At 71.8% G+C, this 25,046-nt stretch carries 23 protein-coding genes and 1 tRNA gene; 15 read left to right on the top strand and 9 right to left on the bottom strand.

Translation table 11 applies throughout. The annotated features are described in order from the left end of the window. Nucleotides 1-242 precede the first annotated feature (242 nt). Nucleotides 243-1,721, top strand: a complete 1,479-nt coding sequence (locus MILUP08_RS01415; RefSeq protein WP_007454100.1) for a glutamate-cysteine ligase family protein — start codon at nt 243-245, stop codon at nt 1,719-1,721. Between the two features lie 28 nt (nt 1,722-1,749). Here the strand turns inward: MILUP08_RS01415 and MILUP08_RS01420 are convergent, their stop codons facing one another. Then, nucleotides 1,750-3,234, bottom strand: coding sequence for a hypothetical protein (locus MILUP08_RS01420; RefSeq protein WP_039905170.1), 1,485 nt, complete (start codon nt 3,232-3,234; stop codon nt 1,750-1,752). Nucleotides 3,235-3,356: 122 nt separating this feature from the next. Between MILUP08_RS01420 and MILUP08_RS01425 the strand changes: the two genes are divergently transcribed. Together MILUP08_RS01425 and MILUP08_RS01430 are read left to right on the top strand one after the other, a co-directional pair. Then, on the top strand, nt 3,357-4,055 hold the full coding sequence (locus tag MILUP08_RS01425; protein WP_007454104.1) for a PASTA domain-containing protein: 699 nt from the start codon (nt 3,357-3,359) through the stop codon (nt 4,053-4,055). 206 nt (nt 4,056-4,261) lie between these two features. Beyond that, nucleotides 4,262-5,134 carry a PASTA domain-containing protein gene (locus MILUP08_RS01430; RefSeq protein ID WP_007454105.1) on the top strand — a complete coding sequence of 291 codons (873 nt, stop codon included), beginning with the start codon at nt 4,262-4,264 and terminating at the stop codon, nt 5,132-5,134. 7 nt (nt 5,135-5,141) lie between these two features. Here the strand turns inward: MILUP08_RS01430 and MILUP08_RS01435 are convergent, their stop codons facing one another. Then, complete coding sequence (locus tag MILUP08_RS01435) at nt 5,142-5,603, bottom strand: hypothetical protein (RefSeq protein WP_007454107.1); 462 nt, start codon at nt 5,601-5,603, stop codon at nt 5,142-5,144. A gap of 96 nt (nt 5,604-5,699) precedes the next feature. Then, nucleotides 5,700-5,984 (bottom strand): hypothetical protein, encoded by a 285-nt coding sequence (locus MILUP08_RS01440; protein ID WP_007454109.1) that lies wholly within the window; start codon nt 5,982-5,984, stop codon nt 5,700-5,702. A gap of 624 nt (nt 5,985-6,608) precedes the next feature. Between MILUP08_RS01440 and MILUP08_RS01445 the strand changes: the two genes are divergently transcribed. The 4 genes from MILUP08_RS01445 to MILUP08_RS01465 all read left to right on the top strand — a co-directional run bounded on the left by MILUP08_RS01445 (nt 6,609) and on the right by MILUP08_RS01465 (nt 10,626). Then, the gene (locus MILUP08_RS01445; protein ID WP_007454110.1) at nt 6,609-7,484 is read left to right on the top strand and encodes a helix-turn-helix domain-containing protein; all 876 of its coding nucleotides are present in this window, start codon (nt 6,609-6,611) and stop codon (nt 7,482-7,484) included. Beyond that, the gene (locus tag MILUP08_RS01450; protein ID WP_007454112.1) at nt 7,454-7,675 is read left to right on the top strand and encodes a DUF397 domain-containing protein; all 222 of its coding nucleotides are present in this window, start codon (nt 7,454-7,456) and stop codon (nt 7,673-7,675) included. The genes MILUP08_RS01445 and MILUP08_RS01450 overlap by 31 nt, the downstream gene beginning before the upstream one ends. 207 nt (nt 7,676-7,882) lie before the next feature. Further along, nucleotides 7,883-8,284: a hypothetical protein gene (locus tag MILUP08_RS01455; RefSeq protein ID WP_007454114.1), complete on the top strand. Its 402-nt coding sequence runs from the start codon at nt 7,883-7,885 to the stop codon at nt 8,282-8,284. Nucleotides 8,285-9,069: 785 nt separating this feature from the next. Continuing rightward, entirely contained in the window at nt 9,070-10,626 is a 1,557-nt protein-coding gene (locus MILUP08_RS01465) for a S8 family peptidase (protein WP_007454118.1), read from the top strand. 64 nt (nt 10,627-10,690) lie between these two features. Here the strand turns inward: MILUP08_RS01465 and MILUP08_RS01470 are convergent, their stop codons facing one another. The 3 genes from MILUP08_RS01470 to MILUP08_RS01480 all read right to left on the bottom strand — a co-directional run bounded on the left by MILUP08_RS01470 (nt 10,691) and on the right by MILUP08_RS01480 (nt 12,760). Beyond that, nucleotides 10,691-11,497 (bottom strand): WecB/TagA/CpsF family glycosyltransferase, encoded by an 807-nt coding sequence (locus MILUP08_RS01470; protein WP_007454119.1) that lies wholly within the window; start codon nt 11,495-11,497, stop codon nt 10,691-10,693. Next, the gene (locus MILUP08_RS01475; RefSeq protein ID WP_051065641.1) at nt 11,494-12,609 is read right to left on the bottom strand and encodes an NAD-dependent epimerase/dehydratase family protein; all 1,116 of its coding nucleotides are present in this window, start codon (nt 12,607-12,609) and stop codon (nt 11,494-11,496) included. The genes MILUP08_RS01470 and MILUP08_RS01475 overlap by 4 nt, the downstream gene beginning before the upstream one ends. 65 nt (nt 12,610-12,674) lie before the next feature. Then, nucleotides 12,675-12,760, bottom strand: a tRNA-Leu gene (locus MILUP08_RS01480). 207 nt (nt 12,761-12,967) lie between these two features. Here MILUP08_RS01480 and MILUP08_RS01485 point away from each other — a divergent pair. The 8 genes from MILUP08_RS01485 to MILUP08_RS01520 all read left to right on the top strand — a co-directional run bounded on the left by MILUP08_RS01485 (nt 12,968) and on the right by MILUP08_RS01520 (nt 22,690). Next, nucleotides 12,968-13,756 (top strand): FhaA domain-containing protein, encoded by a 789-nt coding sequence (locus MILUP08_RS01485; protein WP_007454122.1) that lies wholly within the window; start codon nt 12,968-12,970, stop codon nt 13,754-13,756. Between the two features lie 6 nt (nt 13,757-13,762). Further along, nucleotides 13,763-14,248, top strand: coding sequence for an FHA domain-containing protein FhaB/FipA (locus MILUP08_RS01490; protein ID WP_007454124.1), 486 nt, complete (start codon nt 13,763-13,765; stop codon nt 14,246-14,248). Then, on the top strand, nt 14,245-15,711 hold the full coding sequence (locus MILUP08_RS01495; protein WP_007454126.1) for a protein phosphatase 2C domain-containing protein: 1,467 nt from the start codon (nt 14,245-14,247) through the stop codon (nt 15,709-15,711). The genes MILUP08_RS01490 and MILUP08_RS01495 overlap by 4 nt, the downstream gene beginning before the upstream one ends. 30 nt (nt 15,712-15,741) lie before the next feature. Continuing rightward, on the top strand, nt 15,742-17,232 hold the full coding sequence (locus MILUP08_RS01500) for an FtsW/RodA/SpoVE family cell cycle protein (RefSeq protein WP_007454128.1): 1,491 nt from the start codon (nt 15,742-15,744) through the stop codon (nt 17,230-17,232). Further along, nucleotides 17,229-18,734 carry a peptidoglycan D,D-transpeptidase FtsI family protein gene (locus MILUP08_RS01505; RefSeq protein WP_007454130.1) on the top strand — a complete coding sequence of 502 codons (1,506 nt, stop codon included), beginning with the start codon at nt 17,229-17,231 and terminating at the stop codon, nt 18,732-18,734. The genes MILUP08_RS01500 and MILUP08_RS01505 overlap by 4 nt, the downstream gene beginning before the upstream one ends. A gap of 1 nt (nt 18,735) precedes the next feature. Beyond that, entirely contained in the window at nt 18,736-20,148 is a 1,413-nt protein-coding gene (locus tag MILUP08_RS01510) for a serine/threonine-protein kinase (RefSeq protein ID WP_007454131.1), read from the top strand. Next, nucleotides 20,145-21,968 carry a Stk1 family PASTA domain-containing Ser/Thr kinase gene (gene pknB / locus MILUP08_RS01515; protein ID WP_007454133.1) on the top strand — a complete coding sequence of 608 codons (1,824 nt, stop codon included), beginning with the start codon at nt 20,145-20,147 and terminating at the stop codon, nt 21,966-21,968. The genes MILUP08_RS01510 and pknB overlap by 4 nt, the downstream gene beginning before the upstream one ends. Nucleotides 21,969-22,069: 101 nt before the next feature. Continuing rightward, complete coding sequence (locus MILUP08_RS01520; RefSeq protein WP_237747017.1) at nt 22,070-22,690, top strand: SanA/YdcF family protein; 621 nt, start codon at nt 22,070-22,072, stop codon at nt 22,688-22,690. Nucleotides 22,691-22,705: 15 nt separating this feature from the next. On the opposite strand, the gene MILUP08_RS01525 is transcribed toward MILUP08_RS01520, so the two are convergent. The 3 genes from MILUP08_RS01525 to MILUP08_RS37355 are packed head-to-tail and all read right to left on the bottom strand — an operon-like array spanning nt 22,706 to nt 24,508. Further along, on the bottom strand, nt 22,706-23,356 hold the full coding sequence (locus tag MILUP08_RS01525) for an aminodeoxychorismate/anthranilate synthase component II (protein ID WP_039907126.1): 651 nt from the start codon (nt 23,354-23,356) through the stop codon (nt 22,706-22,708). Nucleotides 23,357-23,358: 2 nt separating this feature from the next. Beyond that, complete coding sequence (locus tag MILUP08_RS01530) at nt 23,359-23,643, bottom strand: hypothetical protein (RefSeq protein WP_007454139.1); 285 nt, start codon at nt 23,641-23,643, stop codon at nt 23,359-23,361. A gap of 4 nt (nt 23,644-23,647) precedes the next feature. Beyond that, the gene (locus MILUP08_RS37355; protein WP_007454141.1) at nt 23,648-24,508 is read right to left on the bottom strand and encodes a class E sortase; all 861 of its coding nucleotides are present in this window, start codon (nt 24,506-24,508) and stop codon (nt 23,648-23,650) included. Nucleotides 24,509-25,046 lie beyond the last annotated feature (538 nt).

Genomic DNA, 25,046 nt, shown 5'->3' on the forward strand with positions numbered 1-25,046 from the left:
CGCGGGCCCGGCGTCGTCTGTGCCGCACGCGTGTGAATTGTCACGACTTGTTCGCACCCCGACGAGGTCCGACGCCGCGGGTACGGGGTAGAGATGCGGCCACGAGCGCATCCGCTCCGCCGGCGTCGGATCACCGTCGTCGGCCTCTGGCCCTGTCCAGGCGAGCGCTCTTACCGTTGATGGTTCACAATGCGCTTTCCGGGACGGCAGGATCCCGACCGCGCCGGCTGTCGGGAGGACACATGGGCAGGGACGTCTCACAGGGCGCCTTCACCCGGGAGGACCGCGTCCGCTACCGGCAGAAGGTTCGGCGGTGCCTGGACGTCTTCGCGCTGATGCTCGACGACTTCGGATTCGACGCCGACCGGCCGATGACCGGCCTGGAGATCGAGCTGAACCTGGTCGACTCGGAGGCCGAGCCGGCGATGCGCAACGAGGAGATCCTCGCCGACATCGCCGATCCGCTCTTCCAGACCGAGCTGGGGCAGTTCAACCTGGAGTTGAACGCCGAGCCCCGGCTGATCGAGGGCGCCGGTTTCGCCGACTACGAACACGACCTGCGCAGCAGCCTCAACCGGGCCGACGAGCGCGCGGCCAAGTCCGACGCGAAGATCGTCCTGGTCGGCATCCTGCCCACCCTCACCGAGGGCCACCTGGTCGAGGACAATCTCTCCACCAACGAGCGCTACCGGGTGCTCAACGACCAGATCGTCGGCGCCCGGGGCGAGGCCATCGAACTCGACATCCGTGGCGTCGAGCAGTTGCGGACGCACACCGACTCGATCGCCCCCGAGGCCGCCTGCACCAGTCTCCAGTTCCACCTCCAGGTCGCGCCGGACAGCTTCGCCGACTACTGGAACGCGTCCCAGGCCATCGCCGGGGTGCAGGTGGCGGTCGGGGCGAACTCGCCCTTCCTGTACGGCCGCCAACTCTGGGCCGAGACCCGGATCGCCCTGTTCAAGCAGGCCACCGACACCCGCCCGGAAGAGCTCAAGGCTCAGGGCGTACGCCCCCGGGTCTGGTTCGGTGAGCGGTGGATCACCTCGATCTTCGACCTGTTCGAGGAGAACGTCCGGTACTTCCCGCCGCTGCTGCCGATCTGCGAGGACGAGGACCCGGTGGAGGTGCTGCACGCCGGCGGAGTGCCCCAACTGGGCGAGCTGCGACTGCACAACGGCACCGTCTACCGCTGGAACCGCCCGGTCTACGACATCATGAACGACCGCCCGCACCTGCGGGTGGAGAATCGCGTGCTGCCCGCCGGCCCGACGGTGGTGGACATGCTGGCCAACGCGGCCCTCTACTTCGGGCTGGTCCGTGGTCTGGCCGAGGCGGACCGGCCGATCTGGAGTCAGCTCACGTTCAGCTCGGCCGAGGAGAACTTCCACGCCGCGGCCCGACGTGGTCTGGACGCCGTGCTGCACTGGCCCCGCTTCGGTGACGTGCCGGTCACCAAGCTGGTGTTGGACCATCTGCTGCCCGTCGCCGCGACCGGCCTGGACGGGTTCGGCGTCGACCCGGCGCAGCGGGACCGGCTGCTCGGCATCATCGAGCAGCGCTGTCGTACCGGCCGCAACGGCGCAGTCTGGCAGACCGAGGCGGTCTGGGCGGCGGAGCGCCACCGGGGCATGGACCGCAGCGCCGCGCTGCACCACATGGTGCAGCGCTACGCGGAACTCCAGCGCGGCAACGAACCGGTCCACACCTGGCCCGTCGACTGATCCCACCGGCCCTGGGTCCGACCGGCTGTCAGTCGGTGGGGCGGGTGCTCCTGCGGGGTGGGCGGGCACGGCGGGGTGCCGGGTCCTCGGTCGCCCCGGTGGTGGCGGGTTCGGCCGGAGCCGCGTCGTCCGGGGCCGGCCGAGGCGCCGGCACCCGAGGTGCGGCGGTCGCGTCGCCCGATCGGGACGCCGTCCTGGTCGCCGCCGACGCGGTAGCGGTCCTGCCGCGCCGAGGCGTCGTACCGGTCGAGGTGTCCGTCGTCGTCCCAGCGCCGTCCGTCCCAGCGCTGTCCGCCCTGGCGTCCGTATTGGCGCCGTCCGCCCGGTCGGCCGACGTCGGTACGGTCGCGTCGGTCGACGCGGGGTCGATCCGAGCGCTCGGCCGGGTGGTCGGATCGGGCTCGATCGGGGCGGTCGGGACGGGCTGCGTGCCTGCGGCGGCTGACCGTCGGTGGGCGGCACGCCTGCGGCCGGCCCGCTCGGCGAGGACGGCGGCCAGTATCGAGCCGCCGACACCGGCGATCACCGCGTACGGGGCGATGATCTGGGTGGAGAACTGCGCGGGCCCCAGCGTGGCCCAGCGCGGCACGGTGGTCAGGTAGGCGAGCGCGACGAGCAGCGGGCCGGCCGCGCCGGAGGCCGCCGCGCCGATCCGGTGCCCGCCCGACCGCGCGGCGCCCCGAGCGACGAGCGCACCGATCAGGAGTGCGGGTACGAGTGCCAGCAGCGCGCCGGGCCAGTAGAGCTGACCCCCGATCCAGTACCGCGCGTGGTCCGGGTCGAGCTGCCACGCGCCGAGCTGAGCGCCGGTGAGTCCGCGCCCGACGCGTACCCCGTCGATGACCGAGACCACCGCGAGCAGCCAGAGCCAGGCGGCAGTCGCGGTGACGTTCAGCGCGGCGGTGCGGGAACGCAGCGCCCAGAGCGCGACGAACACGCCGATCAGGATGCCCAGCGCCGCGTGCAGGGCGGCGACGCGTTGCGGCGTGCCGGTGTCGGCGCCCGCGGCGACCCGTGCCGGTACGGCGACCAGCAGCACGGTGACCAGCCCACCGAGCCCGGCGCCGAGCGCCAGTGACAGCCTGTGGAACAGGCCGCCGCGCTCGTCGGGAAGCGTGTCGGCCACCGGTGCCGGCCGGTCGGTCGCCGCGTCGGTGCCCTCGGCCCGGGCCGGCCGTCCATCGTCGAGCGCCGCCGCCGGCTGCGGCAGCGCGGCCCCGGGTGCCGGGGCGGGCGACGTCGGCTCGGCGTCGACGGCCGGCCGGTCAACCGCCGGGGGTACGGAACGCTTGTGCAGTCGCTGCGCACAGACCGCGCCGAGCACGGTCGAGCTGGCGGCGAGCCAGGTGGCCCAGGCGAGGCCGTCCGCCCAGGCCGTGTCGTTGGCTCCGGCCTCGGTGGGCGTCCAGGTGATGACGCCGAGCCCGTAGCCGAAGCCGAGCTGTGCGGCGCCCGCGCCGGCAGCGACCCCGATCGCCGTCACGATCGATACTCCCCAGCCCCGTCTGGCCATGCCGGGCAGCGTAACGTCCCGTCGTCGGTGCGGCGAGTCGCAGTGACCCGCCGGTATGGACCGTCGGCACAACGTGATGGGCGGCGAACGGTACGGTCGCCGGTGATGAGGCGGTGGGCGGTATGACGGACGCGAACACGGGTCGGCAGGAATCCGCCGGCGGCCAGGCCGGCGGCGGTGGGAGCCGGGCCAGCGTGGTGCTCGGTGGTGGGCTGGTCGCGGTGCTGTTGGCCGTGGTCGGTGCGACAGGTGGCTGGCTGCTGGCCGGCGACGGCGACGAATCCCCGGGGAACCCGCAGGCGGTGGCCACCACGGCCGGTACGCCGACCGGCCGGGCCACCTCGTCCCGCCCGGCCCCGGGCCGGACCACGCCCTCCGCCCCACGGACGACGGCCTCCACGACGAAGGGGACCGGGCTGACCGTGCCACCGGTGGTCGGCGTCGATTTCGAGCAGGCACGCGAGATGCTGCGTCGACAGCGTCTGGGCTGGCGTCTGGTCTTCGGCGGCGGCAGCGGCCCGATGGTGGAGAGCGCTTCTCCGCCGGTGGGCACCGAGGTGGCCCGGGGCACCACGGTCCAGCTCCAGGTGGCCGGGCCGGCCCCCGCCGCCGAGGTGCCGGACGTGGTCGGCGACAACTGCGCCAAGGCGGCCGACGAACTGGTCGAGGAGGGGCTCTACCCGCGTTACCGCAGTGGGCGCAGCGGAAAGGTCAGCCGGCAGGAACCGGCCGAGGACGGCCCGGCCCGCTGGAACGACGAGGTGAGCATCTGGTGCGGCGCGGCCCCGCCGAACCTGCCGACCACGAAGCCCACCCTCTGACCTGCTCCGTCGTCCCGTCGGCGCGTCGGGGTGATCCACTCGGTTTCCTGGAAATCGGGCTGTCCGGAGTGCCGGGACACCACAGATTCCCCGAAACCGAGTCGATCAGCGCGGTTCGCGCCACCGATACCGGCCGATGTCGACGTGGGCGGTTAGGTTGACGGTCGAGGGCCATGGCGCCTGCCCGGTTCGGGAAAGGACGTGCGATGAGCGACGACCGCCAGGAGCCGCCGGCCGGGGAGCCCGAGGACGACCGGACGCGCCCCCTACCGCCCCCCGGCGGCAACCGGCCGCAGTCGCCGGAACCCACCGGGTCGCCGGACGAGACGATGCCGATCGACCGGGCGGCGTCGGGTGGTCGTGGGGGGTCGCCGGACGAGACGATGCCGATCGACCGGGCCGCGTCGGGTGGTCGTGGGGGGTCGCCGGACGAGACGATGCCGATCGACCGGACCGCCTCGGGGCAGCCGGGTGACCGGACGGCGCGGATGCCTGTGGAGCGGTCGACGACGCCACCGTGGTCCGGGCGGGCCGAGGTGCGGGCGCCCCGACCGGCCGAACCGGCCCCGGACTGGTACGTCGAGGAGCAGGGTGGCCGGCGCTGGTGGATGCCGATCCTCTGGGGCGTACTCGCGCTGCTGCTCGCCGGGCTGCTCGGCGCGGCTCTGTGGGTGGTGCTCACCGCGCGGGACGACGACTCCGACGACCCGGCGACGCCGTCTGCCCCGCCGCCCAGTGCCACCGCCGCGCCCAGCAGCAGCGCCCCGACCTCGGCTGCCCCCAGCAGCGCGACGCCGAGCAGTCCGGCGGCGACCACCGAGGAGGTGCAGATACCGGTGCCCCCGCTGACCGGCCTGACGCAGACCACCGCCGAGGGACTGCTGGAGCGGCTCGGCCTGAGCTACCGGGTGGTGTACCGCCCGTCCGAGCTGCCGCCGGGGACGGTGGTGAGCACCGATCCGGAGGCTGGCACGACCGTGCGGACCGACGAGGAGGTGCTGCTGGTGGTCTCCCAGGCTCGGCCCTCGAGCGGGACCAGCCCGACCGGTCCGAGCCCGACGGTGACGACCACCGGGTGAGCGGTGGTCACCACATCCGGCGGCGGGTGCCGACGAGGCCGAGGCCGGCGAGCGAGATGGTGAGGCCGAAGATCCCGGACCAGAACAGTGAGCGGCGGACGTCGGTGGCGGCGTGCCCGGCCGGCGCGGCCTCGGTGAGTTCCTGTCCTCCGGCGGACTGACCGCCAGCGCCAGCGCCAGCGCCGGCACCAGCGGCCGGGTCGGCGCCGGCGGTCGGCTCCGACGCTCCGACGCGTCCGTCGGGGACATCGGCGCCGAGCCAGCCGAATTCGTCGGTCGGCGGGCCGGAGTCGACCACGGTGATCTCCGGAGCCGGAACCGGAACGGCAAGCCGGGTGGACGACAACGCCGGGTCGCGGACCAGGACCACGATGGTGGTCACGGCCCCGAGGAGGGCGAGCAGTCCGAGAGCGTAGGTGATACGGGAGCGGTGGTGCCGCCGCACGGCGGGCTGATTGACCATGACCATCCCAGGCTCAGGGTCCTGGACGTGCGGTGGAACGTGCCGGGGTGGGCGTACCGATTCTATGGCGACGGCACGCCTACCCGCGGCGGTTCGGGCTGGTCAGCCGACTCTGACCGGCGTACGGGTGACCGGTCGTCGGGTCCGTACGGTGTGCGGGCGGGGCTCCGGTGCGGCCTGCACCTGTTGCAGCCCTTCCCGCTGTACGAAGATCGACCGGCGGTTGACGGCATCGCCGGCGGCGTTGAGCTCGTAGCCGTCGAGCCAGAGCCAACCGTCGTAGGTCGGCCAGTCGAGCACCCGGATGACCCGGAACATGATCGGCCTGAGGAACTGGACACTCGCCGCGCGAGTCACGTGCAGAACGTCACCGGAGCGGGGAAGCACATGGGCTCCTGGGGAGGGAGAGCCGGCGTCGTGCCGGCGGGTGACTGGTCTGGGATGTCTCGGCCCGGTGACGGGATCGCGCCTCGTGGACCGGTTGGTGCGTGATGGTGGTCGGGCCGTACCCGCTGGTGGCGCGCCGCCACCCGACCATCACCTGACTGCTTCCGGGAACCGCGCCCACCGCCGCAGTCAGCTGGCTTGCAGCGGTGGGGTCATCACCCCGGCGCAGGTCTGTCTGGCGCCGGCAGGGCCCGCGTCTCGTTCGGCGGTCCGGGGTCGGTGGGGTCACCACTCCCGGAGATCGAACGGAGACGCTGAGTGATCCGTGCCATACGGACAGAGTGCATCAGCGACGTGCTTCATGCAAGTTGCACGTCGACTTTTGCCGATACGTGAGTTCGCCACGCAAAGCGGCGCTTGAAGCCATCCGCGTGTGGGCGGCACACTGGGGGCCGGTGTCGCCGTCGCGGCCGGCCGATGACCGGCACCACCCCTCGTCGCGAACGCTCGCCGGTCGACGGTCGCGCCCCCGGTGAGCGCCAGTCAGTGGCGCGTCGACCGGAGGTAGCCCGAGAGTGGGGTCGAGCAACCAGCGGCGAGGACCAGAAACACCGAGGCCGCGCGATGAGTGAGCGGCGCAGCCCGACGATCCGACGGCGGCGGCTCGGTGCCGAGCTGCGCCGGCAGCGGGAGTCGGCCGGAATCACGATCGAGGTGGTCGCCGAGCAGTTGGAGTGCTCGGCGTCCAAGGTCTCCCGGATCGAGACGGGGCACACCACCGCCACGCCGCGCGACGTGCGGGACATGTTGCGGATCTACGGCGTCGTGGGCGCCGAGAGCGACGAACTTGTCCAGATCGCCCGGGAGGCGCGGCAGAAGGGCTGGTGGCACCCGTACAGCACGGTGCTGGTCGGCGCGTACGTCGGGCTGGAGGCGGCGGCGAGTTCCATCCGGGCGTACGAACAGCAGGTCGTTCCGGGCCTGTTGGAGACCGAGGAGTACGCCGGGGCGATGATCCGAGCCGCCCGTCCGGACTTCACCGCCGATCAGGTACACCAGAGGGTGCGTGTCCGTCTGGGCCGTCAGTCGTTGTTGACCCAGGACGATCCGGTCGATCTGTGGGTGGTGCTCGATGAGGCGGTGGTAAGTCGGCCGGTGGGCGGGGACGAGGTGATGCGTGGCCAACTCAGGAGGTTGGTCGAGGTCGCCGAGTTGCCGAACGTGACGCTCCAGATCCTCCCCTTCGAGGTGGGTGCGCACGCCGGCATGGACGGGACCTTCACGATCCTCAGCTTCCCCGAGCCCGGTGATCCGGATGTCGTGTACGCGGAGAACGCCACGGGTGGGCTCTTCCTCGAGAAGAGCGACGAACTGCAGAAGTACAGCTTCATCTTCGATCACATCCGCGCTGCGGCCATTCGTCCAGAGGAGTCCATCGCACACATCGCAAAACTGGCAGAGGAGCCGAGATGGCGACCAAGGGGTTCCCCGTGGACCTGACGCAGGCGACGTGGTTCAAGAGCTCGAAGAGCGGGCCGAACTGCGACAACTGCGTGGAGGTGGCGTACGTGACCGGGGCGGTCGGAGTGCGGGACTCGAAGGACAAGGCCGGCCCGGCCCTGGTCTTCGCTCCCGGCGACTGGCACGCCTTCGTCGCCGGCACCAGGGATGGTGTGTTGGGCTCGGTCTGACCGAGTGTGCAGTGCGGTCCCCGTCCGGTCTCGACCGGGCGGGGACCTCCGTGTCCGCCAGCGCCGGCGACCCGGAGCGGACGGCCCCGGTGAGGTTCCGCCGGGATTCCCGTCGCCACAGCGGGTCCGCCTCGTTGAACCCGTCGGTACGGCGCTGGTCGACGACCCGCCGCACCGACCCGCACCCGAGCGAGGTAGGCGAGACGGATGACGACGATCGGTTCAGAGAACCTCACCAACGGTCCGGGCAAGCCGGAGCGGTTCGGTGGCAAGTACCGCGGGGCGCGTCGGGACACCGTACTGACCGAGGTGGTCTCGACCGACCAGGAGCTGAACGGCCGGGAGGTGGCGGCCCCGGAGGCGGGCGACGCGCCGCTCTCGCTGCCGTCGCTGGACCCGAACCCGCTGGTCGAGCCGTCGTTCCCGCCGACCGGCTGGCCGATGGAGCCCGCCGGCTCGCTGGCCGACCATCCGCTGCTACGCGGCCTGCTGCTGGAGTTGCCGCCGAAGGGCAGCATCCCGCCGCCCGGCTGGCTGGACCGCTGGTTCGAGGCGACCCGGGCGATCCTCGAACTGCTGTACGTGCAGGGGTCCGGCCGCTCGCGCTGACCGGGACGTGACGGGCTGAGCCCGCTCGGTGAGCCGACTGTGCCGCAGCGCGTGTCGGACGCCGATGGCGGCCACCGCGAGGGCGCCGACGGTGATCGCCGGCCCGGTGACCCCGGGCTCGGCGCCGAGGTCCGCGCCGGCCGCCGCGATCATCGCGGGCATCGTCGCCAGGGCGGTCACCTGCAACGGCAACCCGACTAGCGGGTGTGCCGCGGCGGCGCGCAGCCCGTGCGGCGCGGGTGTCCCGGGCGCCGTGTCGAACGCGCCGGCCCCGGCCCACAGGCGGCGGATCCGTCGTACGGAGCAGACGGCCACCACGAGCGCCGGGCCGGTGGCGAGGGTGAGCCCGGCGGCGGCACGGTCGACCGGCGCGGTGCCGGCGCTGAACAGTCCGCCGATGGACACCGCCGCGACGAGCGCCACGCCGGTCAGCGCGAGCGCCAGCAACCATCCGGTACGCCGACGCAGCGCACGCGCGTCGCGCAGTCGGGGCAGCCGGTCGGCCAGGACCCCGGCGGCCAACCAGATGGCGGCGACCGGCAACAGGATGGTGAGCTGACTCTCCATGTCGGAAAGTCTTTCCCGAATCGACGTGCGGCAAATCCGGGCCGGACCCTCGTTGACCCCGGAAGCCGAGCCCGTAGGGGACATCCCATCCGGGTGATGGATGTTTCGACATGTTTATCTGCCCGGTCTCATCGACCTACTCTCGGCTCGATCGGCATGCGTCGATCGATCTGGTACCGGTGGTCGCACTTCGCCACCGGTCGGAGGGAGGTAGGAAGATGGGTCTTCCACGCAGGTCCGTACTGGTCGGGGTGGCCGCCGCGACCGTGTTCGCCGTCGGCACCCCGGCCCTGGCCGCCGAGCCCGTCGGTGTGGTCCGGGAGGCCGGCGGAGCCACCGCCGTGCCGGACAGCTACATCGTCGTCCTCAAGGACACCGCCGTGGCCTCCAGCCGGGTCGGTGACACCGCGCAGCGGCTGACCGGCCGGCACGGCGGACGGGTCGCCCGTACCTACGGCACGGCGCTGCGTGGCTTCGAGGTCACCGTCAGCGCGAGCGCGGCGGCACGCATCGCCGCCGACCCGGCCGTCGCGTACGTCGAGCAGAACCACACCGTGTCGATCTCCGGTACGCAGGCCAACCCGCCCTCCTGGGGCCTGGACCGCATCGACCAGCGCAACCTGCCGCTGGACAGCTCCTACACCTACCCGAACACGGCGAGCAACGTGCACGCCTACATCATCGACACCGGCATCCGCTTCGCCCACAACGACTTCGGCGGCCGGGCGACCTCCGGCTACGACGCCGTGGACGGCGGGTCGGCCGACGACTGCAACGGGCACGGCACGCACGTCGCCGGCACCGTCGGCGGATCGTCGTACGGGGTGGCGAAGGGCGTCCAGCTCGTCGGCGTACGGGTGCTGAACTGCGCCGGCAGTGGCACCAACGCCGGTGTGATCGCCGGTGTCGACTGGGTCACCGCGAACGCGATCAAGCCGGCGGTGGCGAACATGAGCCTCGGCGGCGGCGCGAACAGCTCGCTGGACACCGCCGTCCGTAACTCGGTCGCGTCCGGCGTGACGTACGGCCTCGCCGCCGGCAACGACAACGGCGCGAACGCCTGCAACACCTCGCCGGCGCGGACGACGGAGGCCATCACGGTCGGGTCGACGACCAGCTCGGACGCCCGTTCGTCGTTCTCCAACATCGGCACCTGCCTGGACATCTTCGCGCCGGGGTCGTCGATCACCTCGGCCTGGTACACGAGCAACACGGCGACCAACACCATCAGCGGCACCTCGATGGCCACTCCGCACGTGGTCGGGGCGGCGGCCCTGGTGGCCAGCGCCAACCCGGGCTGGACCCCGGCGCAGGTGCGCGACCAGCTGGTGGCCAACGCGACCCCGAACGTGGTGACCAACGCCGGCTCGGGCTCGCCGAACCTGCTGCTCTACGTGGGCAGCGGCGGCACCACCCCGCCCCCCACCGGCTGCACCGGCACCAACGGCACCGACGTGTCGATCCCGGACGCCGGCGCGGCGGTGACCAGCTCGATCACCATCTCCGGCTGTGGCCGCAACGCCTCATCGGCCTCCACGGTGGCGGTGAACATCGTGCACACGTACCGCGGTGATCTGGTCATCGACCTGCTCGCCCCGGACGGCAGCGCGTACCGGCTGAAGAACAGCAGCACCTCGGACAGCGCCGACAACGTGAACACCACGTACACGGCCAACGTGTCCGGTGAGGCCGCCGACGGCATCTGGCGGCTGCAGGTGCGCGACACCTACTCGGCCGACACCGGCTACATCAACTCCTGGACCCTGACCGTCTGACCCGTCTCACGGCCGAGACCCCACCCGCGATCCGGGTGGGGTCTCGTGTCGTACCGAAAAGGGGTCAGACTGCGAAGGTGGCCGGTCGCTCGGTGGCCGGGGCCGGCGGGCGGGCCTTCCACAGGCCGGTCTTCTGACCGGCGAGGCGGGTCAGGTAGGCGGGGTTGAGGATCACGTAGCGGCGCCAGAGTCGCTTCGGCTCCAGGCCGAGCCGCCAGAACCACTCCAGGCCGGCGCGCTGCATCCACGGCGGGGGCTGACGCAGCAGCCCGGCGTGGTAGTCGAAGGCCGCGCCGACGGCCATCATCGGCATGTCGAGCAGCGGGCGCATGGCGTACGTGAAGACCTCCTGGCGCGGGCAGCCGAGCCCGACCAGGACGAGCCGGGCGCCGCTGGACCGGATCCGGTCGGCGATCTCGGCGTCCTCGCCCGGCTGGACCGCCCGGAACTTCGACGGCTCCACCCCGGCGATCTTCAACGCGGGGAACATCCGCTCCAGCGCCGGGATCAGCTTGGCCAGCGTCTCCTCGGTCGACCCGTACAGGTAGACCGGCAGCCCCTCGTCGGCGAAGCGGGAGAGCACGTGCAGGGTCAGCGTCGGCCCGTAGACGCGGTCGCTGAGCCCGGCGTGGTGCAGCAGGTTGAGCGCCCAGCGCACCGGCTGCCCGTCCGGGGTGACCACGTCGAAGGAGTTGAGCCGGGCATTGTGCGCCGGGTCCAGCACACCTGTCATCACGCCGTGCACTGCCAACGCGGTGAGCGCGAGTGGCCGCCGCTCGTGCGCCGCGGTCACCACCGCGTCGGTCGCCGTGGCGTAGTCGGTGGCGTCGACGAGGACGCCCAGCACGTTGCGCTTGGTCCTGGACGTCATGACTGCGGCACCCACTTGTCCACGTTTGCCTCGTAGATCTCCCGCAGGATCATCGGCACGTCGTACGTGATCTTCCACTCCGGGTACTGCTCCTCGAACCGGGCCATGCTGCTCACGTACCACTGGTGGTCGCCGGTGCGGTTCTGCTCGACGTAGTTGATCTGCGCCTCGCGGCCGGTGATCTCCTGGGCGACCGCGAACGCCTCGATGTGCGAGGTGTTGGAGTACCGGCCGCCGCCGAGGTTGTAGACCTCGGCGGAGCGGGGGGCCCGGAAGAACGCCTCGAACGCGGTAAGCACGTCGTGCGAGTGGATCGCGTCGCGGACCATCTTGCCCTTGTAGCCGAACAGGTTGTACGTCCGGCCCTCCATGACGCAGCGCATCAGGTAGGCCAGGAACCCGTGCAGCTCGGCTGCCGAGTGGGCGGGGCCGGTCAGGGTGCCGCCCCGGAAACAGGCGGTCTTCATGTCGAAGTAGCGGCCGTACTCCTGCACCATCACGTCCGCGGCGACCTTGGAGGCGCCGAAGACCGAGTGCAGCGAGTGGTCGATCGACATCTCCTCGGTGATGCCCTGGTACCAGCGGTGGTCCTCGGGCAGCTCGTACCGCGTCTCCAGCTCGACCAGCGGCAGGCTGTTGGGCCGGTCGCCGTAGACCTTGTTTGTCGAACAGTGGATGAACGGCGCGTCGATCGCGTGCCGGCGGGTGTTCTCCAGGATGTTGAGCGTGCCGCCGGCGTTCACGTCGAAGTCCGTGTACGGCTCCTTGGCCGCCCAGTCGTGGCTCGGCTGCGCGGCGCTGTGGATCACCACGGCGATGTCCGAGCCGTACTTCTTGAACACCTGCTCCAGACCGTCCCGGTCCCGGATGTCGACCGGGTAGTGGGTGTAGGAGCTGCCCAGGTCACGGCCGAGCCGTTCCAGGCTCCACGAGGTGGAGCCGTCCTCGCCGAAGAAGTACCGACGCATGTCGTTGTCGATGCCGACGACGTCCAGACCGAGGCCGGCGAAGTGCCGGACCGCCTCGGAGCCGATCAGACCGCCCGACCCGGTCACCAACGCGACACTCACACGCCACTCCTGGTCCATCGGAGGCAGAAACCATCGGAGCATAGCGTGACGCCCGGCACGCCCCGATATGACGGAAGGGCCCCGCATTCAGCGGAGCCCTCGTCTTTTGGTGGGGATGGGGGGAGTTGAACCCCCACGCCCTTTCGGGCACACGGACCTGAACCGTGCGCGTCTGCCATTCCGCCACATCCCCGTGGCACGACCCGGGACACTCTAGCCGCCCCGGACCCGCTGTCTCCAACAGGCCCCGGGAATACTACGCTGTCCCAGTCGCTCGCCACGAGCGGTTACCGTTCGTGGCGGACGAAAGATTAGCACGGCGGTCCCGGTCCTTCCGAACGGGCCGGGAGCAGCCGGCCGAGCGGCGTGTGAGCTGCGCGCGCGCCGGCCGGATACCATCATGTCCTCGGGACCCGAGGAGGAGCCGGTGAGCGTGCTGCAACGCTTCGAGAAGCGTCTGGAAGGCCTGGTCGAAGGGGCCTTCGCCAAGGTCTTCAAAGGGGTGGTCCACCCCGTGGAGATCCTCAACGCCATGCAGCGGGAGGCCGAGGCGCACAAGGCGATCCTGGCCGGTGGGCGCACGTTGGTGCCCAACCGCTACGTGATCGATCTCTCGCCGTTCGACCACAGTCGTCTGGCGCCGTACGCCGCCGCGCTGGCCCAGGAGCTGGCCCAGTCGCAGGCGGAGTTCATCGGCGAGCAGGCCTGGACGGTCTACGGCGACGTGATCGTCGAGATCGAGCGGGGCGAGGGCCTGGACACGGGAATGTTCCGGGTCACCGCCGAGGTCTACACCGGCGGCGAGGTCGCCCCCGTGTCGGCGCCCGGCTACGACGCCGGCCCGCCCGCGTACCCCGCGTACGACCAGGGTGGCGGCTACGGCCCGCCGCCGGGGCACGGTGGCGGCCGCAACGTGCGGCTGGTCTCCGGTGACGGACGCACCTACCCGCTCCAGATGGGGTCGACGGTGATCGGTCGCGGCGACCAGGCGAACCTGCGCCTGCCCGACGTCGGCATCTCCCGGCGACACGCCCGGCTGGATTTCGACGGCGGCCAGGTTGTGCTGACCGATCTGGGCTCCACCAACGGCACCATGGTCAACGGGCAGCGGGTCTCCGCCGTCGCCCTCAACCCGGGTGACATGGTCCAGCTCGGCACCACGACGCTGACCTTCCGCGTGGACGGCTGAGCCGCCTTGCCGGCACTGGTCATCACCGTTGCCCGGTTCGGGTTCCTGATCCTGCTGTGGATCTTCGTGTTCACGGTGGTCGGCGTGATCCGTCGGGATCTCTTCGCGGGAGCCCGGTCCGGTCGCCTGGTGGCGGCACCACGCGCGGTTGGCGCCTCGACGGGGCAGGCGGCCAAACCGGCGAAGGTGAAGCGGGGCAGGGCGGCCCACCAGTTGGTGGTCACCGCAGGTCAACTGGCCGGCACCCGCATCACCCTCGGTGAAGCGCAGATCACCATCGGTCGTGCCGAGGACTCCACCCTGGTCATCACCGACGACTACGCCTCCGCGCGGCACGCGAGACTCGTGCCGCGCGAGGGTCAGTGGTTCGTCGAGGACCTCGGCTCGACTAACGGCACGTACCTAGATCGCGCTAAGGTCACCGGACCAACCCCCGTACCCCTCGGCGTGCCGATCCGGATCGGCCGCACTTCCCTCGAATTACGGCCATGACTCTGACCCTGCGCTATGCGGCCCACAGCGACCGCGGTCTGATCCGTGACGGCAATCAAGACTCCGTCTACGCCGGGCCGCGGCTACTCGCCGTTGCCGACGGCATGGGCGGCATGGCCGCCGGTGACGTCGCCAGCAACATCGTCATCGGTGCCATGGCGCCGCTCGACGAGGACGTCCCAGGGGACGCTCTCGTCGACGCGTTGCGTTCGGCCGTGGGCACCGCCAACCAACAGCTCCGCGACACGGTGGACGCCAACCCGCAGTTGGAGGGGATGGGCACCACGCTGACGGCGACCCTCTTCTCCGGCAGCAAGCTGGGGATGGTCCACATCGGCGACTCGCGGGCCTATCTGCAGCGCAACGGTGAGTTCTCCCAGATCACCAAGGACGACACGTACGTCCAGATGCTCGTCGACGAGGGTCGGATCAGCGCCGAGGAGGCCAGCAGCCACCCGCAGCGGTCGCTGCTGACCCGAGCCCTCGACGGCCGGGACATCGACCCGGAGTACTCGGTGCGCCAGGTGCTGCCCGGCGACCGGTACCTGATCTGCAGCGACGGCCTCTCCGGCGTGGTGAGCGCCGAGACCATCGGCGAGACCCTGAAGGAATACACCGATCCGCAGCAGTGCGTCGAGCGGCTGGTGCAGCTCGCGCTGCGCGGCGGCGGTCCGGACAACATCACCGTGATCATCGCCGATGCCACCGACCACGACATCGTCGAGGCGACCCCGATCGTCGGCGGCGCCGCCGCCCGGGACCGGGGCATGGCCACGTCCGCCGACGACTCGACCCCGGCCGCCCGGGCCTCGGCGCTCTCCGCGCCGCGCCCCGCCGTGCCGGAGGAGCCGGCGGCCGCCGACGACGAGCCGGAGCGCCGCAAGCACCATCCGGTACGCACCACCGCCATGGCGCTGGCTCTCCTGGTGATCATCGGCGGCGGGCTCTTCGCCGGCTGGACGTACACCCAGCGCCAGTACTACGTGGGCGCCACCGAGGAGGGGCAGGTCGCCGTCTTCCGTGGCATCCAGGGGCAGATCGCCGGAATGGACCTCTCGACGGTGCACCGCACCAGCGGCACCCGGCTGGACGACCTCACCGTCGCCGCTCAGGACACCGTCAAGGTGGGCATCCGGGCCAAGAACGAGCCGGACGCCGAGCGGCAGCTCGCCGAGCTGACCAGCGACACCCCGAGCAACCCGAACCTGAAGCCGGTCTGCCAGCCCGACTCGGGCGCGCTGGTCGGCACGCCGACGCCCACCCCGCCGGCGACCCCGCCCGGGGCGTCCCCGACGCCCAACCTCAGCCCCAGCCCCGGCGCGTCGGTGAACGGGGTCGTCAGCGCGAGCCCGAGCAACGCGGCCACCACCGGTGGGACCGACCCGACCATTACACCCGACGCCACGCCCTCCGACTCGGCACCGCCGGCGCTCGACCCGGCCGGCTGCCGGTCTCCCGAGTGAGCGTCGACTGAGATCCCAAGGACTCCACCCGTGACCGTAGCGGCCACACCGGCACCCTCGCCCGCCACCACGGGCGGGGAGTCCGGCGTACGCCTGGCCCGGTCCCGACGCAACGCCGAGCTGTCCCTGCTGCTGCTGGCCATGGTGCTGGTGGCCGCGTACATGGCGACCGTCGAGGCGAACCTTCTGGACACGGTCACCCCGGATTTCTGGATGCCCGCCGCCGCCCTGGGCGCGGTCTTCCTCGGCCTGCACCTGGTCATCCGGTTCCTCGCCCCGTTCGCCGACCCGGCTCTGCTGCCGGCGGTGGCCCTGCTCAACGGCCTCGGGGTGGGCTTCCTGCGCCGGATCGACCTGGGCGAGGCCGCCCCGGTCGACCGGGAGGACCTGGCCACCTTCGCCGGCATCGGCGGCCGGCAGCTCGCGTGGACGCTCGCCTCGGTGATCCTCGCCGCGGGCCTGCTCGCCATCATGCGCGACCACCGTTCGGTCTCCCGGTACGCGTACACCCTGGGGCTTGCCGGCATCGTGCTGGTGATGCTCCCGGCGGTGCTGCCGCGCAGCATCTCCGAGATCAACGGCGCCAAGCTGTGGATCCGGGTCGGCGGCTTCTCGCTCCAGCCGGGTGAGTTCGCCAAGCTGGCGCTGCTTGTCTTCTTCGCCTACTACCTGGTGCGCAAGCGTGAGGTGCTCTCGCTTGCCAGCCGGCGGTTCCTCGGTATCGACTTCCCGCGTGGGCGCGACCTCGGCCCGGTGGTCGTGGTCTGGCTGATCAGCCTCCTGGTGTTGGTCTTCGAGAAGGACCTGGGCACCTCGCTGCTCTACTTCGGCATGTTCGTGGTGACGCTCTACATCGCCACCGAACGGGTCAGTTGGCTGCTCATCGGTCTGCTCCTCTTCTTCGGCGGCGCTTACCTCGCGTACGTCCTCGGCTCGACTGTCGGCGGGCCGTTCGCCAACTTCTACCTGCGTGCGGAGATCTGGCTGGATCCGTTCGCCGACCCGACCGACAAGGGCTACCAGCTCGTCCAGGGTCTGCTGGCCCTCGGCACGGGTGGGCTCTTCGGCGCCGGGCCGGGCGGCGGTCAGCCGGACATCCTGCCGGAGGTGCAGAACGACTTCATCTTCGCCGGCATCGGTGAGGAGATCGGCCTGTTCGGTCTCTCCGCGCTGCTCGTGGTCTACCTGCTGATCGTGGAGCGGGGTCTGCGCGCCGCGCTCGCGGTCCGTGACTCGTTCGGCAAGCTGCTCGCCGGTGGTCTCGCCTTCACCCTGGGCCTGCAGGTCTTCGTGATCGTCGGCGGCATCAGCAAGCTCATCCCGCTGACCGGCCAGACCACACCGTTCCTGTCCGCCGGTGGTTCGTCGCTGATGGCGAACTGGCTGCTCATCGCCGTCCTGCTGCGCGTCTCCGACGGTGCCCGGCGACCGGTGACGGGCGGTTCCGGCAAGGCGAGCCGGCCCGCGGGCGGCCCGCCCGAGCAGTTGCATGGTGCTCCCACGGAGGTGATCAAGCCGTGAACGCACCCCTTCGCCGTGTCGGCATCGTCGTCATGGTCCTGTTCGGTCTGCTCTTCGCGAACCTCAACTGGATCCAGGCCTACAAGGCGGACGAATACCGCACCAGTGACTACAACGGCCGGGTCCAGGTTGCCGACTACAAGCGCAAGCGCGGCAACATCGAGGCCGGCGGCACCGCGGTGGCCACCAGCAAGGAGACCACCGGCAAGCTGAAGTTCCAGCGCAGCTACCCGGGTGGCGCCAAGTACGCGCACGTGCTCGGCTACAAGCCGGTCAACCTGGCCGACACCGGCATCGAGCAGGTGGAGAACGACTTCCTGGCCGGCACCAGCGACCAGTTGATCGGCGACCGGTTCAAGGACATGTTCACCGGCGACGAGACGGGCGGCGGCAACGTGCTGCTGACGCTCTCGAAGCGGGCGCAGGACGTGGCGTACGACCAGATGCGCAACAACCAGGTGGACGCGAAGCGCGGCGCGGCGATCGCCATCGACCCGCGGACCGGTGCGGTGCAGGCCCTGGTGTCGATGCCCAGCTTCGACCCGAACCCGCTGGTCAGCCACAACACGACCGAGGCCGCAGCGGAGATCAACAAGCTGGAGCAGAACCCGGACGGTCCGCTGAAGAACCGGGCCCTCGCCGAGACGCTGCCCCCGGGCTCCACCTTCAAGATCGTGGTCGCCGCGGCGGCGCTGGAGAACGGCGTCACCAAGACGACCCCGATCCCGGCCGGCTCCAGCTACACCCCGCCCACCTCGGGCACCCCGATCCGCAACGCCGTCCCGTCGATCTGCCCCGAGCCGCAGGTCACCCTGCTGGAGGCGGTCACCGAGTCGTGCAACACCGGCTTCGCGCAGCTCGGCGTGCGTCTCGGCGCCGACAAGGTCAAGGAGAAGGCCCGCCAGTTCGGCTTTGAGCAGGAGGACCTCACGGTCGGCCAGCTCGGCGAGGGCGGCCTGCGGACGGCGGCCAGCCGGACCGGCGACATGCTGAACCCGGACGGCAGCCCCGACCCGGCCGCGCTGGCCCAGTCCTCGATCGGCCAGAACAACGTCCGGATGACCCCGTTGCAGGGCGCGATGATCGCCGGGTCGATCGCCAACGGTGGCAGCCAGATGCGGCCGTACCTGGTCCGGCAACTCCTCGCCCCGGACCGGACCACCAGCTACTACACGGCGAAGCCGCGGGAGCTGCGCCAGCCGGTCAGCGGTCAGACAGCCAGCGACCTGCGCGACATGATGGTCAGCGTGGTCCAGAAGGGCACCGGCCAGAAGGCGGCGATCAGCGGCTACACGGTCGGTGGCAAGACGGGAACCGCGCAGTCCGCCCCGGACCGGCCCGACCACGGCTGGTTCATCGGCTTCGCCTTGGACAAGAACGGCAACCCCGTCTCCGCCGTGTGCGTGGTGCTGGAGCAGGCCGGCAGCGGCGGCAGCGCCGAGGCGGCCCGGATCGGCGGCCAGATCATGCGGGCCGCCATCGCCGACCCCGGGGGCCGCTGACATGCTCAGCCCCGGCGTCCAGCTCGGCAACCGCTACCGTCTCGACGAGCGGATCGCCAGCGGCGGCATGGGCGACGTCTGGCGCGGCACCGACCAGGTGCTCGGCCGGACGGTCGCGGTCAAGAGCCTGCTCCCCGCGCTGCTCGACGACCCCGACTTCGCCGAGCGGTTCCGCGGTGAGGCCCGGACCATGGCGACCATCAACCACCCCGGCGTGGTGGACGTCTACGACTTCGGCAATGACCAGCAGATCGCCTTCCTGGTCATGGAGTACGTCGAGGGTGACGCACTCTCGTCCACGCTGAGCCGGGTCGGTCGACTGACCCCGGCCCGGACGATGGCGCTTGTCGCGCAGGCCGCCGACGCGCTGCACGCCGCGCACGAGAAGGGCATCGTGCACCGCGACGTGAAGCCGGGCAACCTGCTGGTCCGGCCGAACGGCACGCTGGTGCTCACCGACTTCGGCATCGCCCGCTCCGACATCGTCGGCCAGCTCACCGCCGCCGGTTCGGTGCTCGGCACCGCCTCGTACATCTCCCCGGAGCAGGCCACCGGTCAGGTGGCCACCCCGGCGTCCGACGTGTACGCCCTGGGTGTGGTCGCCTACCAGTGCCTCGCCGGGCGGCGGCCGTTCGAGGGCGACAATCCGCTCGACATCGCCATGCGGCACGTCCGGGAAACGCCCCGGCCGCTGCCGTCCGACATCCCGCCGCAGGTCCGGGCGGTGGTGGAACGAGCGCTGGCCAAGGATCCGGCCGCCCGCTGGCCGAGCGCCGCCGCCCTCGCCGGGGTGGCCCGCCAGCTCAAGGCCGCGCTGTCGCAGCAGGCCCGGGCCGCCGGCAACTCCGGCCCGGTCTCCGGTGTGCCGTCCTCACCCGCCGCTCCCGGCCGGGCCCAGGTGCCGCAGGCGCAGCAGCTCCGCCCGCCGGGCGCCCCACACCGGCAGCCCCCCGTCGGGCAGCGCCCGACGGCTGTCGCGCCCGCCCAGCAGCCCCGCCCCACCGCTGTCGCGCCTGCCGTACCGCACACACGGCCGCCGGCCGGCCCGGCCAACTACCCGCGCGGCGCCGCGTCGGTGCCGCCGGCACAGACCCGGCAGGAACACCCGCCGGCGTACGCCCGGCAGGCCGGCCCGGCGCTGCCGGCATCCGAGCCCCGCCGGTCCCGCCCCGGGATGGTGCTCCTCGCCGTCCTGCTGGCCTTGCTGGTCCTGCTCTGCTCCGGCGTGATTTCCTACAACCTGCGGAAGGGCCAGAACGGCGCGGCCGGAACGCCGGCCACACAGACCGTGACGTCCGGCGCGCTGCGGTTCGACGGACGCGACGATGCGACCCGGACGTCGTACCGTCGTGAGGTACGACTCCGACCGGGTGACGGCGGGACGACGACGAGCGAAGGACGACAGACGCGATGACAGCGCAGGCCCGCCTGCTCGGTGGCAGGTACCAGGTCGGCGAGCTGCTCGGCTATGGCGGCATGGCCGAGGTGCACCGCGGTCGCGACCTCCGGCTCGGTCGGGACGTCGCGATCAAGATGCTCCGCACCGACCTCGCCCGGGACGCGACCTTCCAGATGCGGTTCCGCCGGGAGGCGCAGAACGCCGCGTCGCTCAACCACCCGGCGATCGTTGCGGTCTACGACACCGGCGAGGAGACCGCGCCGACCGGCGAGACGCTGCCGTTCATCGTCATGGAGTTCGTCAACGGTCGGACGTTGAAGGAGGTCCTCGGAGCCGAGGGCCGTCTGCAGCCCCGCCGTGCGCTGGAGATCTGCGCCGACATGTGCGCGGCGTTGGAGTTCAGCCACCGGCACGGCATCATCCACCGGGACATCAAGCCGGGCAACGTCATGCTCACCCAGACCGGCCAGGTCAAGGTGATGGACTTCGGTATCGCCCGCGCGCTGGCCAGCGGCGCGACCACAATGACGCAGACCAGCGCGGTGATCGGCACAGCCCAGTACCTGTCGCCGGAGCAGGCGCGCGGCGAGGCCGTGGACGCCCGCTCCGACGTGTACGCGGCCGGCTGCGTGCTCTTCGAGCTGGTCTGCGGGCACCCGCCGTTCGTCGGGGACAGCCCGGTCAGCGTCGCGTACCAGCACGTGCGGGAGACTCCGCCGACGCCGAGCGACATCAACCCGGACGTCACCCCGGCGGTCGACGCGATCGTGCTCAAGGCGCTGTCGAAGAACCCGCTCAACCGCTACCAGAGCGCCGGCGAGATGCGGGCCGACCTGCTGCGCGCCGCCGCCGGCCGGCCGGTGCTTGCCACTCCGGTGCTGCGCGAGGCGGAGACGGTGGCGATGGCCCCCGCCGGCGGCGGTGGCGGCTACCCGCCCGCCGCCACCGGGCCGCAGACCCGGCAGATCCCGGCCCGGGTCGGCGACCCGCGCCAGCGCAAGGCGTCCTCCTGGCTGATCGCCCTGTTCAGCGCGGTCGGCGTGCTGGCGGTGATCGCCCTGGTCGCCGCCCTGATGTGGAGTCAGCAGAAGGACAAGGACCTGAAGTCGGTCCCCACCCTCGCCGGAAAGACTCGGGACGCCGCGTTCGCCGACATCAGCAGAGCCGAGCTCAATCCGGTGGTCGGCGACCCGGTCCTGAACAGCACCTGCGCCGAGGGCACGGTGGTCGGCCAGAACCCGCAGCCGAACGCTCGCCTGAAGCGGGCCAGCACGGTCACCATCCAGCTCTGCGGCGGCAAGCCCGAGGTGGCTGTCCCGCCCGGCCTCGAGGGCAGCAAGGAGGACAGCGCCGTCGCTCGCCTCAAGGAGGTCAAGCTCGGCGCCAAGATCAAGCCGGTTGACAGCCCGGAGAGCGAGGGCATCGTCGTCAACGTCAACCCGCCGTCGGGCCAGAAGGTGCCCGAGGGCACGGAGGTGACCCTCGAGGTGTCGAAGGGCAACGTCCGTGACGTGCCGGACGTCGTCGGGCTGAGCGAGGACGAGGCGACGCGCACCCTGCGCAACGCCGGCTTCGTGGTGAGCGTCCAGAAGGGCCCCGAGGTGCCGGCGGCCCAGGCCGGCAAGGTCACCGACCAGAGCCCGAACGGCAGGGAGAAGAAGCCGAGCGGCACCAAGGTGACCATCAAGGTGAGCCAGGCGGAGGAGGTCGAGGAGACGCCCAGCCCGTCGGTGACGCCGACGCCGACGCCGAGTGGCACTCCGACGACGCCGGGTACCGGTGGTGGCTCCGGTCAGCCGATCTTCCCGCCGCCGGTCCGACTTCCCGAGGAGTAGTCGTCCGCGTCTGGATGCGGGGCCTCCGGAAGGGCTCCGCCGCCGGTGAACGCCCGAGGCCGGCCCGGCGCCGGCTTCTGCTGCGCGGGGTTGTCCTGGGCGTGGTCGTGCTGGTGCTGTGCAGCGTCCCGTGGCTGTGGACGACGATCGGCGCGCGCGGGCACACGTACGGCGAGGCGGACGCTCCCGTCGCCGACGTCGTGATCGTCCTGGGTACCGCGGTGGCGGCGGACGGGCGGCAACCGGGCGAACGGCTCGTCGGCCGGCTGGAGACCGCCGCCGAGCTGGTGCGTACCGGGCGGGCGCGGGTGGTGCTGGTCTCCGGCGACGGGGGCGGTACGTCCGGTGACGAGCCGACGGTGATGACCGCGTACCTGACCGAGAAGCTCGGCGTGGATCCGCGTCGGGTGGTGGCGGACCCGTTCGGCCTGGACACCTACGACAGTTGCGCCCGCGCGAGTGAGGTGTACGGCGTCGAGCGGGCCCTGGTCGTCACGCAGTCCTACCACCTGTCCCGGGCGGTGACGCTCTGTCGGCACCTCGGCCTCGATGTCGACGGGGTGGCCGCCCGCTGCGATGGTTGCGGGCCCGGCCTGCTCGCACGGAAGGCCGCCCGCGACTACTTCGCCAGCGGCAAGGCCGCCTGGGACGCGTTGCGGGGTCGCCCGCCCGCGGTACGGTCGTCGGTGAACCCTGCCGTGCAGGACGCGCTGAGCAGCTGACCGGTCGGCGCGGGTCTACGCGGTGGCGAAGGCGGCCCGGCGGCGGGCGTCGACCTCGGCGGCAAGCGCCGGGGCACGCTCCAGCGCCTCCGGGTGACCGCAACCGGCCAGCCAGTTGGCGAGCATCAGGTGGCCGCCCTCGGTGAGCACCGACTCCGGGTGGAACTGCACGCCCTCGATGGGCAGCGTCCGGTGTCGCATCGCCATCACCACGCCGGAGCCGGTCCAGCCGGTGACCTCCAGCTCGTCGGGCAGCGTCTCGGGGAGCACGGCGAGCGAGTGGTAGCGGGTGGCGGTGAAGGGGTCGGGCAGGCCGGCGAGCACGCCGATCGAGTGGTGGCGTACCTCGGAGGTCTTGCCGTGCAGCAACTCGGCGGCCCGGGTGACGGTCGCCCCGAACGCCTCGCCGATGGCCTGGTGACCGAGGCAGACGCCGAAGATCGGCAATTCGCCCGCGTACTCCCGGATGACGTCCAGGCAGATGCCGGCCCGGTCCGGGCTGCCCGGCCCGGGTGAGAGCAGGATGCCCGCCGCGCCCACCCGGCCGACCTCGGCGACGTCGATCTCGTCGTTGCGGCGTACGTCGCAGTCCACACCGAGCTGGCCCAGGTACTGCACGAGGTTGAAGACGAACGAGTCGTAGTTGTCGATCACCAGGACGCGCACGGTCACCTGCTCGGGGAGGGCGGTGGGGTGTTGTTCTGGTCGGTGTCGTACGGCAGGTCGTGCTCGTCGCCGGCCGGAGTCTCCCCGGTCACCGCGTCCCCGCCGCTCGGCTCGCCGGGAACGCCGGAGTCCTGGGTGACCTGCACGTCGTCGAAGGGCAGCAGCGGCTCGGCCCACGGGAAGGCCACGTACCAGAGCAGGGCCACCGTGGCGGCCGCGAGCAGCACCGAACCGGCCAGCTTGCCGGCCAGCCCGAACGGGAGCTTGCGCCAGATGAACGAGTACACCGGGTCAGCCTCCCAGCTCGATCGGGCGGCCTGCCGACTTGGCCTCGGCATGGTCCAGCTCGGCGTGGACGATCAGGCGCTGGTAGTTGTCCCATTTCGGGTTGCAGGTGGTGAGCGTCAACATCCGCTTGGTGGGCTTCTTGTCCGGCTCGCCGGGCACCGGGGCAACCACCTCGACCTGGGTCGGCTTGACGATCCGAGTCTGCGACACGCGGTAGACGAACCACTCGGTCTTGCCCTCGACGACGATCGCGTCGCCCACGTTCAGCTCGTCCAGCCGCCAGAACGTGGCCCGGTTGCGGTGGCCGGCGACGGAGAAGTTGCCGACCTGGCCGGGCAGCACGCTTGTCGGGTAGTGACCCGGGGCGTACCGGATGTCGTCCTGGGTGACGCCCTCGACCACTACCCAGTTCTTGTCGAGCTTGGGGATGTAGAGGCCCGCGATCGGCTTGCCGTGCACCGGCGGGGACGGCTTGACGCTCGGGGTGGCCGACGGGGCGACCGTGGGGTCGGTCTGGCCGCCCCACTCCTGGGCGAGTTGGCTGTTGAGGTCGTTCTGGTGGGCGTCGACGATTGCCGACTTGCCCCAGACCTCGTAGCCGGCGAAGAGCAGCACCACCAGGCCGAAGGTGATCAGCACCTCGCCGGTGACCCGGACACCGGCGCGTAGCCGGGAGCCGAACGACGGGCGGGTCAGCTCCGAGTAGACGCTCTTGTAGCCCTCGCCCGTCTGGTGCGGCCGGAGCTGGACCACCCGCTCGCCCCGACGCGGCCGGGGAGGTTCGGCGGCGCTGTCGTCCGCGCCGGCCGGCTCGTCCGGCGTGGCCGTCCGGGGAACGGCGCCCATCAGCGCCGTGGAGTCCATGGCAGGAGGCCGGGGTGCCGGCCCGGACGGTACGGCGGGGATGAGCGCGGTGGCGTTCGGGTCGGCGGAGCGGCCCGGCCCGGCCGGAGAGACCGGGGCGCCCGGTGCGCTGGTCGGGCGTGCGGACCCCGCGCCGATCTTCGGGATGAACGCGGTAGGCGCATCGCCGCCGGCCGGGGTCGAGGAACCGGGGGGAGGCGAGGCGCCGGCCGGGGTCGAGGAACCGGGGGGAGGCGAGGCGCCGGCTGGGGTCGAAGAGCCGGGGGGAGCCGATGCGCCGGACGCCACGGGCCGGCCGGAGTCGCCGGCACCCGTCAGTCGGGCAGGGGCGCCCGCAGTGCTGCCGTGCCCGGCCGGTGCGCCGAACGGGCCGCTGGCGGTCGCCGGGCGGGTAGGTGCGGCGCCGGGCGCGGGGACGCGCGTGGGGTCGTTGCCCGGGGCGGCCGGCCGGACCGGTCCCTGCGCGGGGGGCGCGGTCGGTCGGCCGGGAGCGGCGGCGGAGGGCTGGCCGAACCCGCCCTGTGGAGCCGGGCCGGTT

Source organism: Micromonospora lupini str. Lupac 08 (assembly GCF_000297395.2).
In the GTDB taxonomy this organism is placed as follows: domain Bacteria; phylum Actinomycetota; class Actinomycetes; order Mycobacteriales; family Micromonosporaceae; genus Micromonospora; species Micromonospora lupini.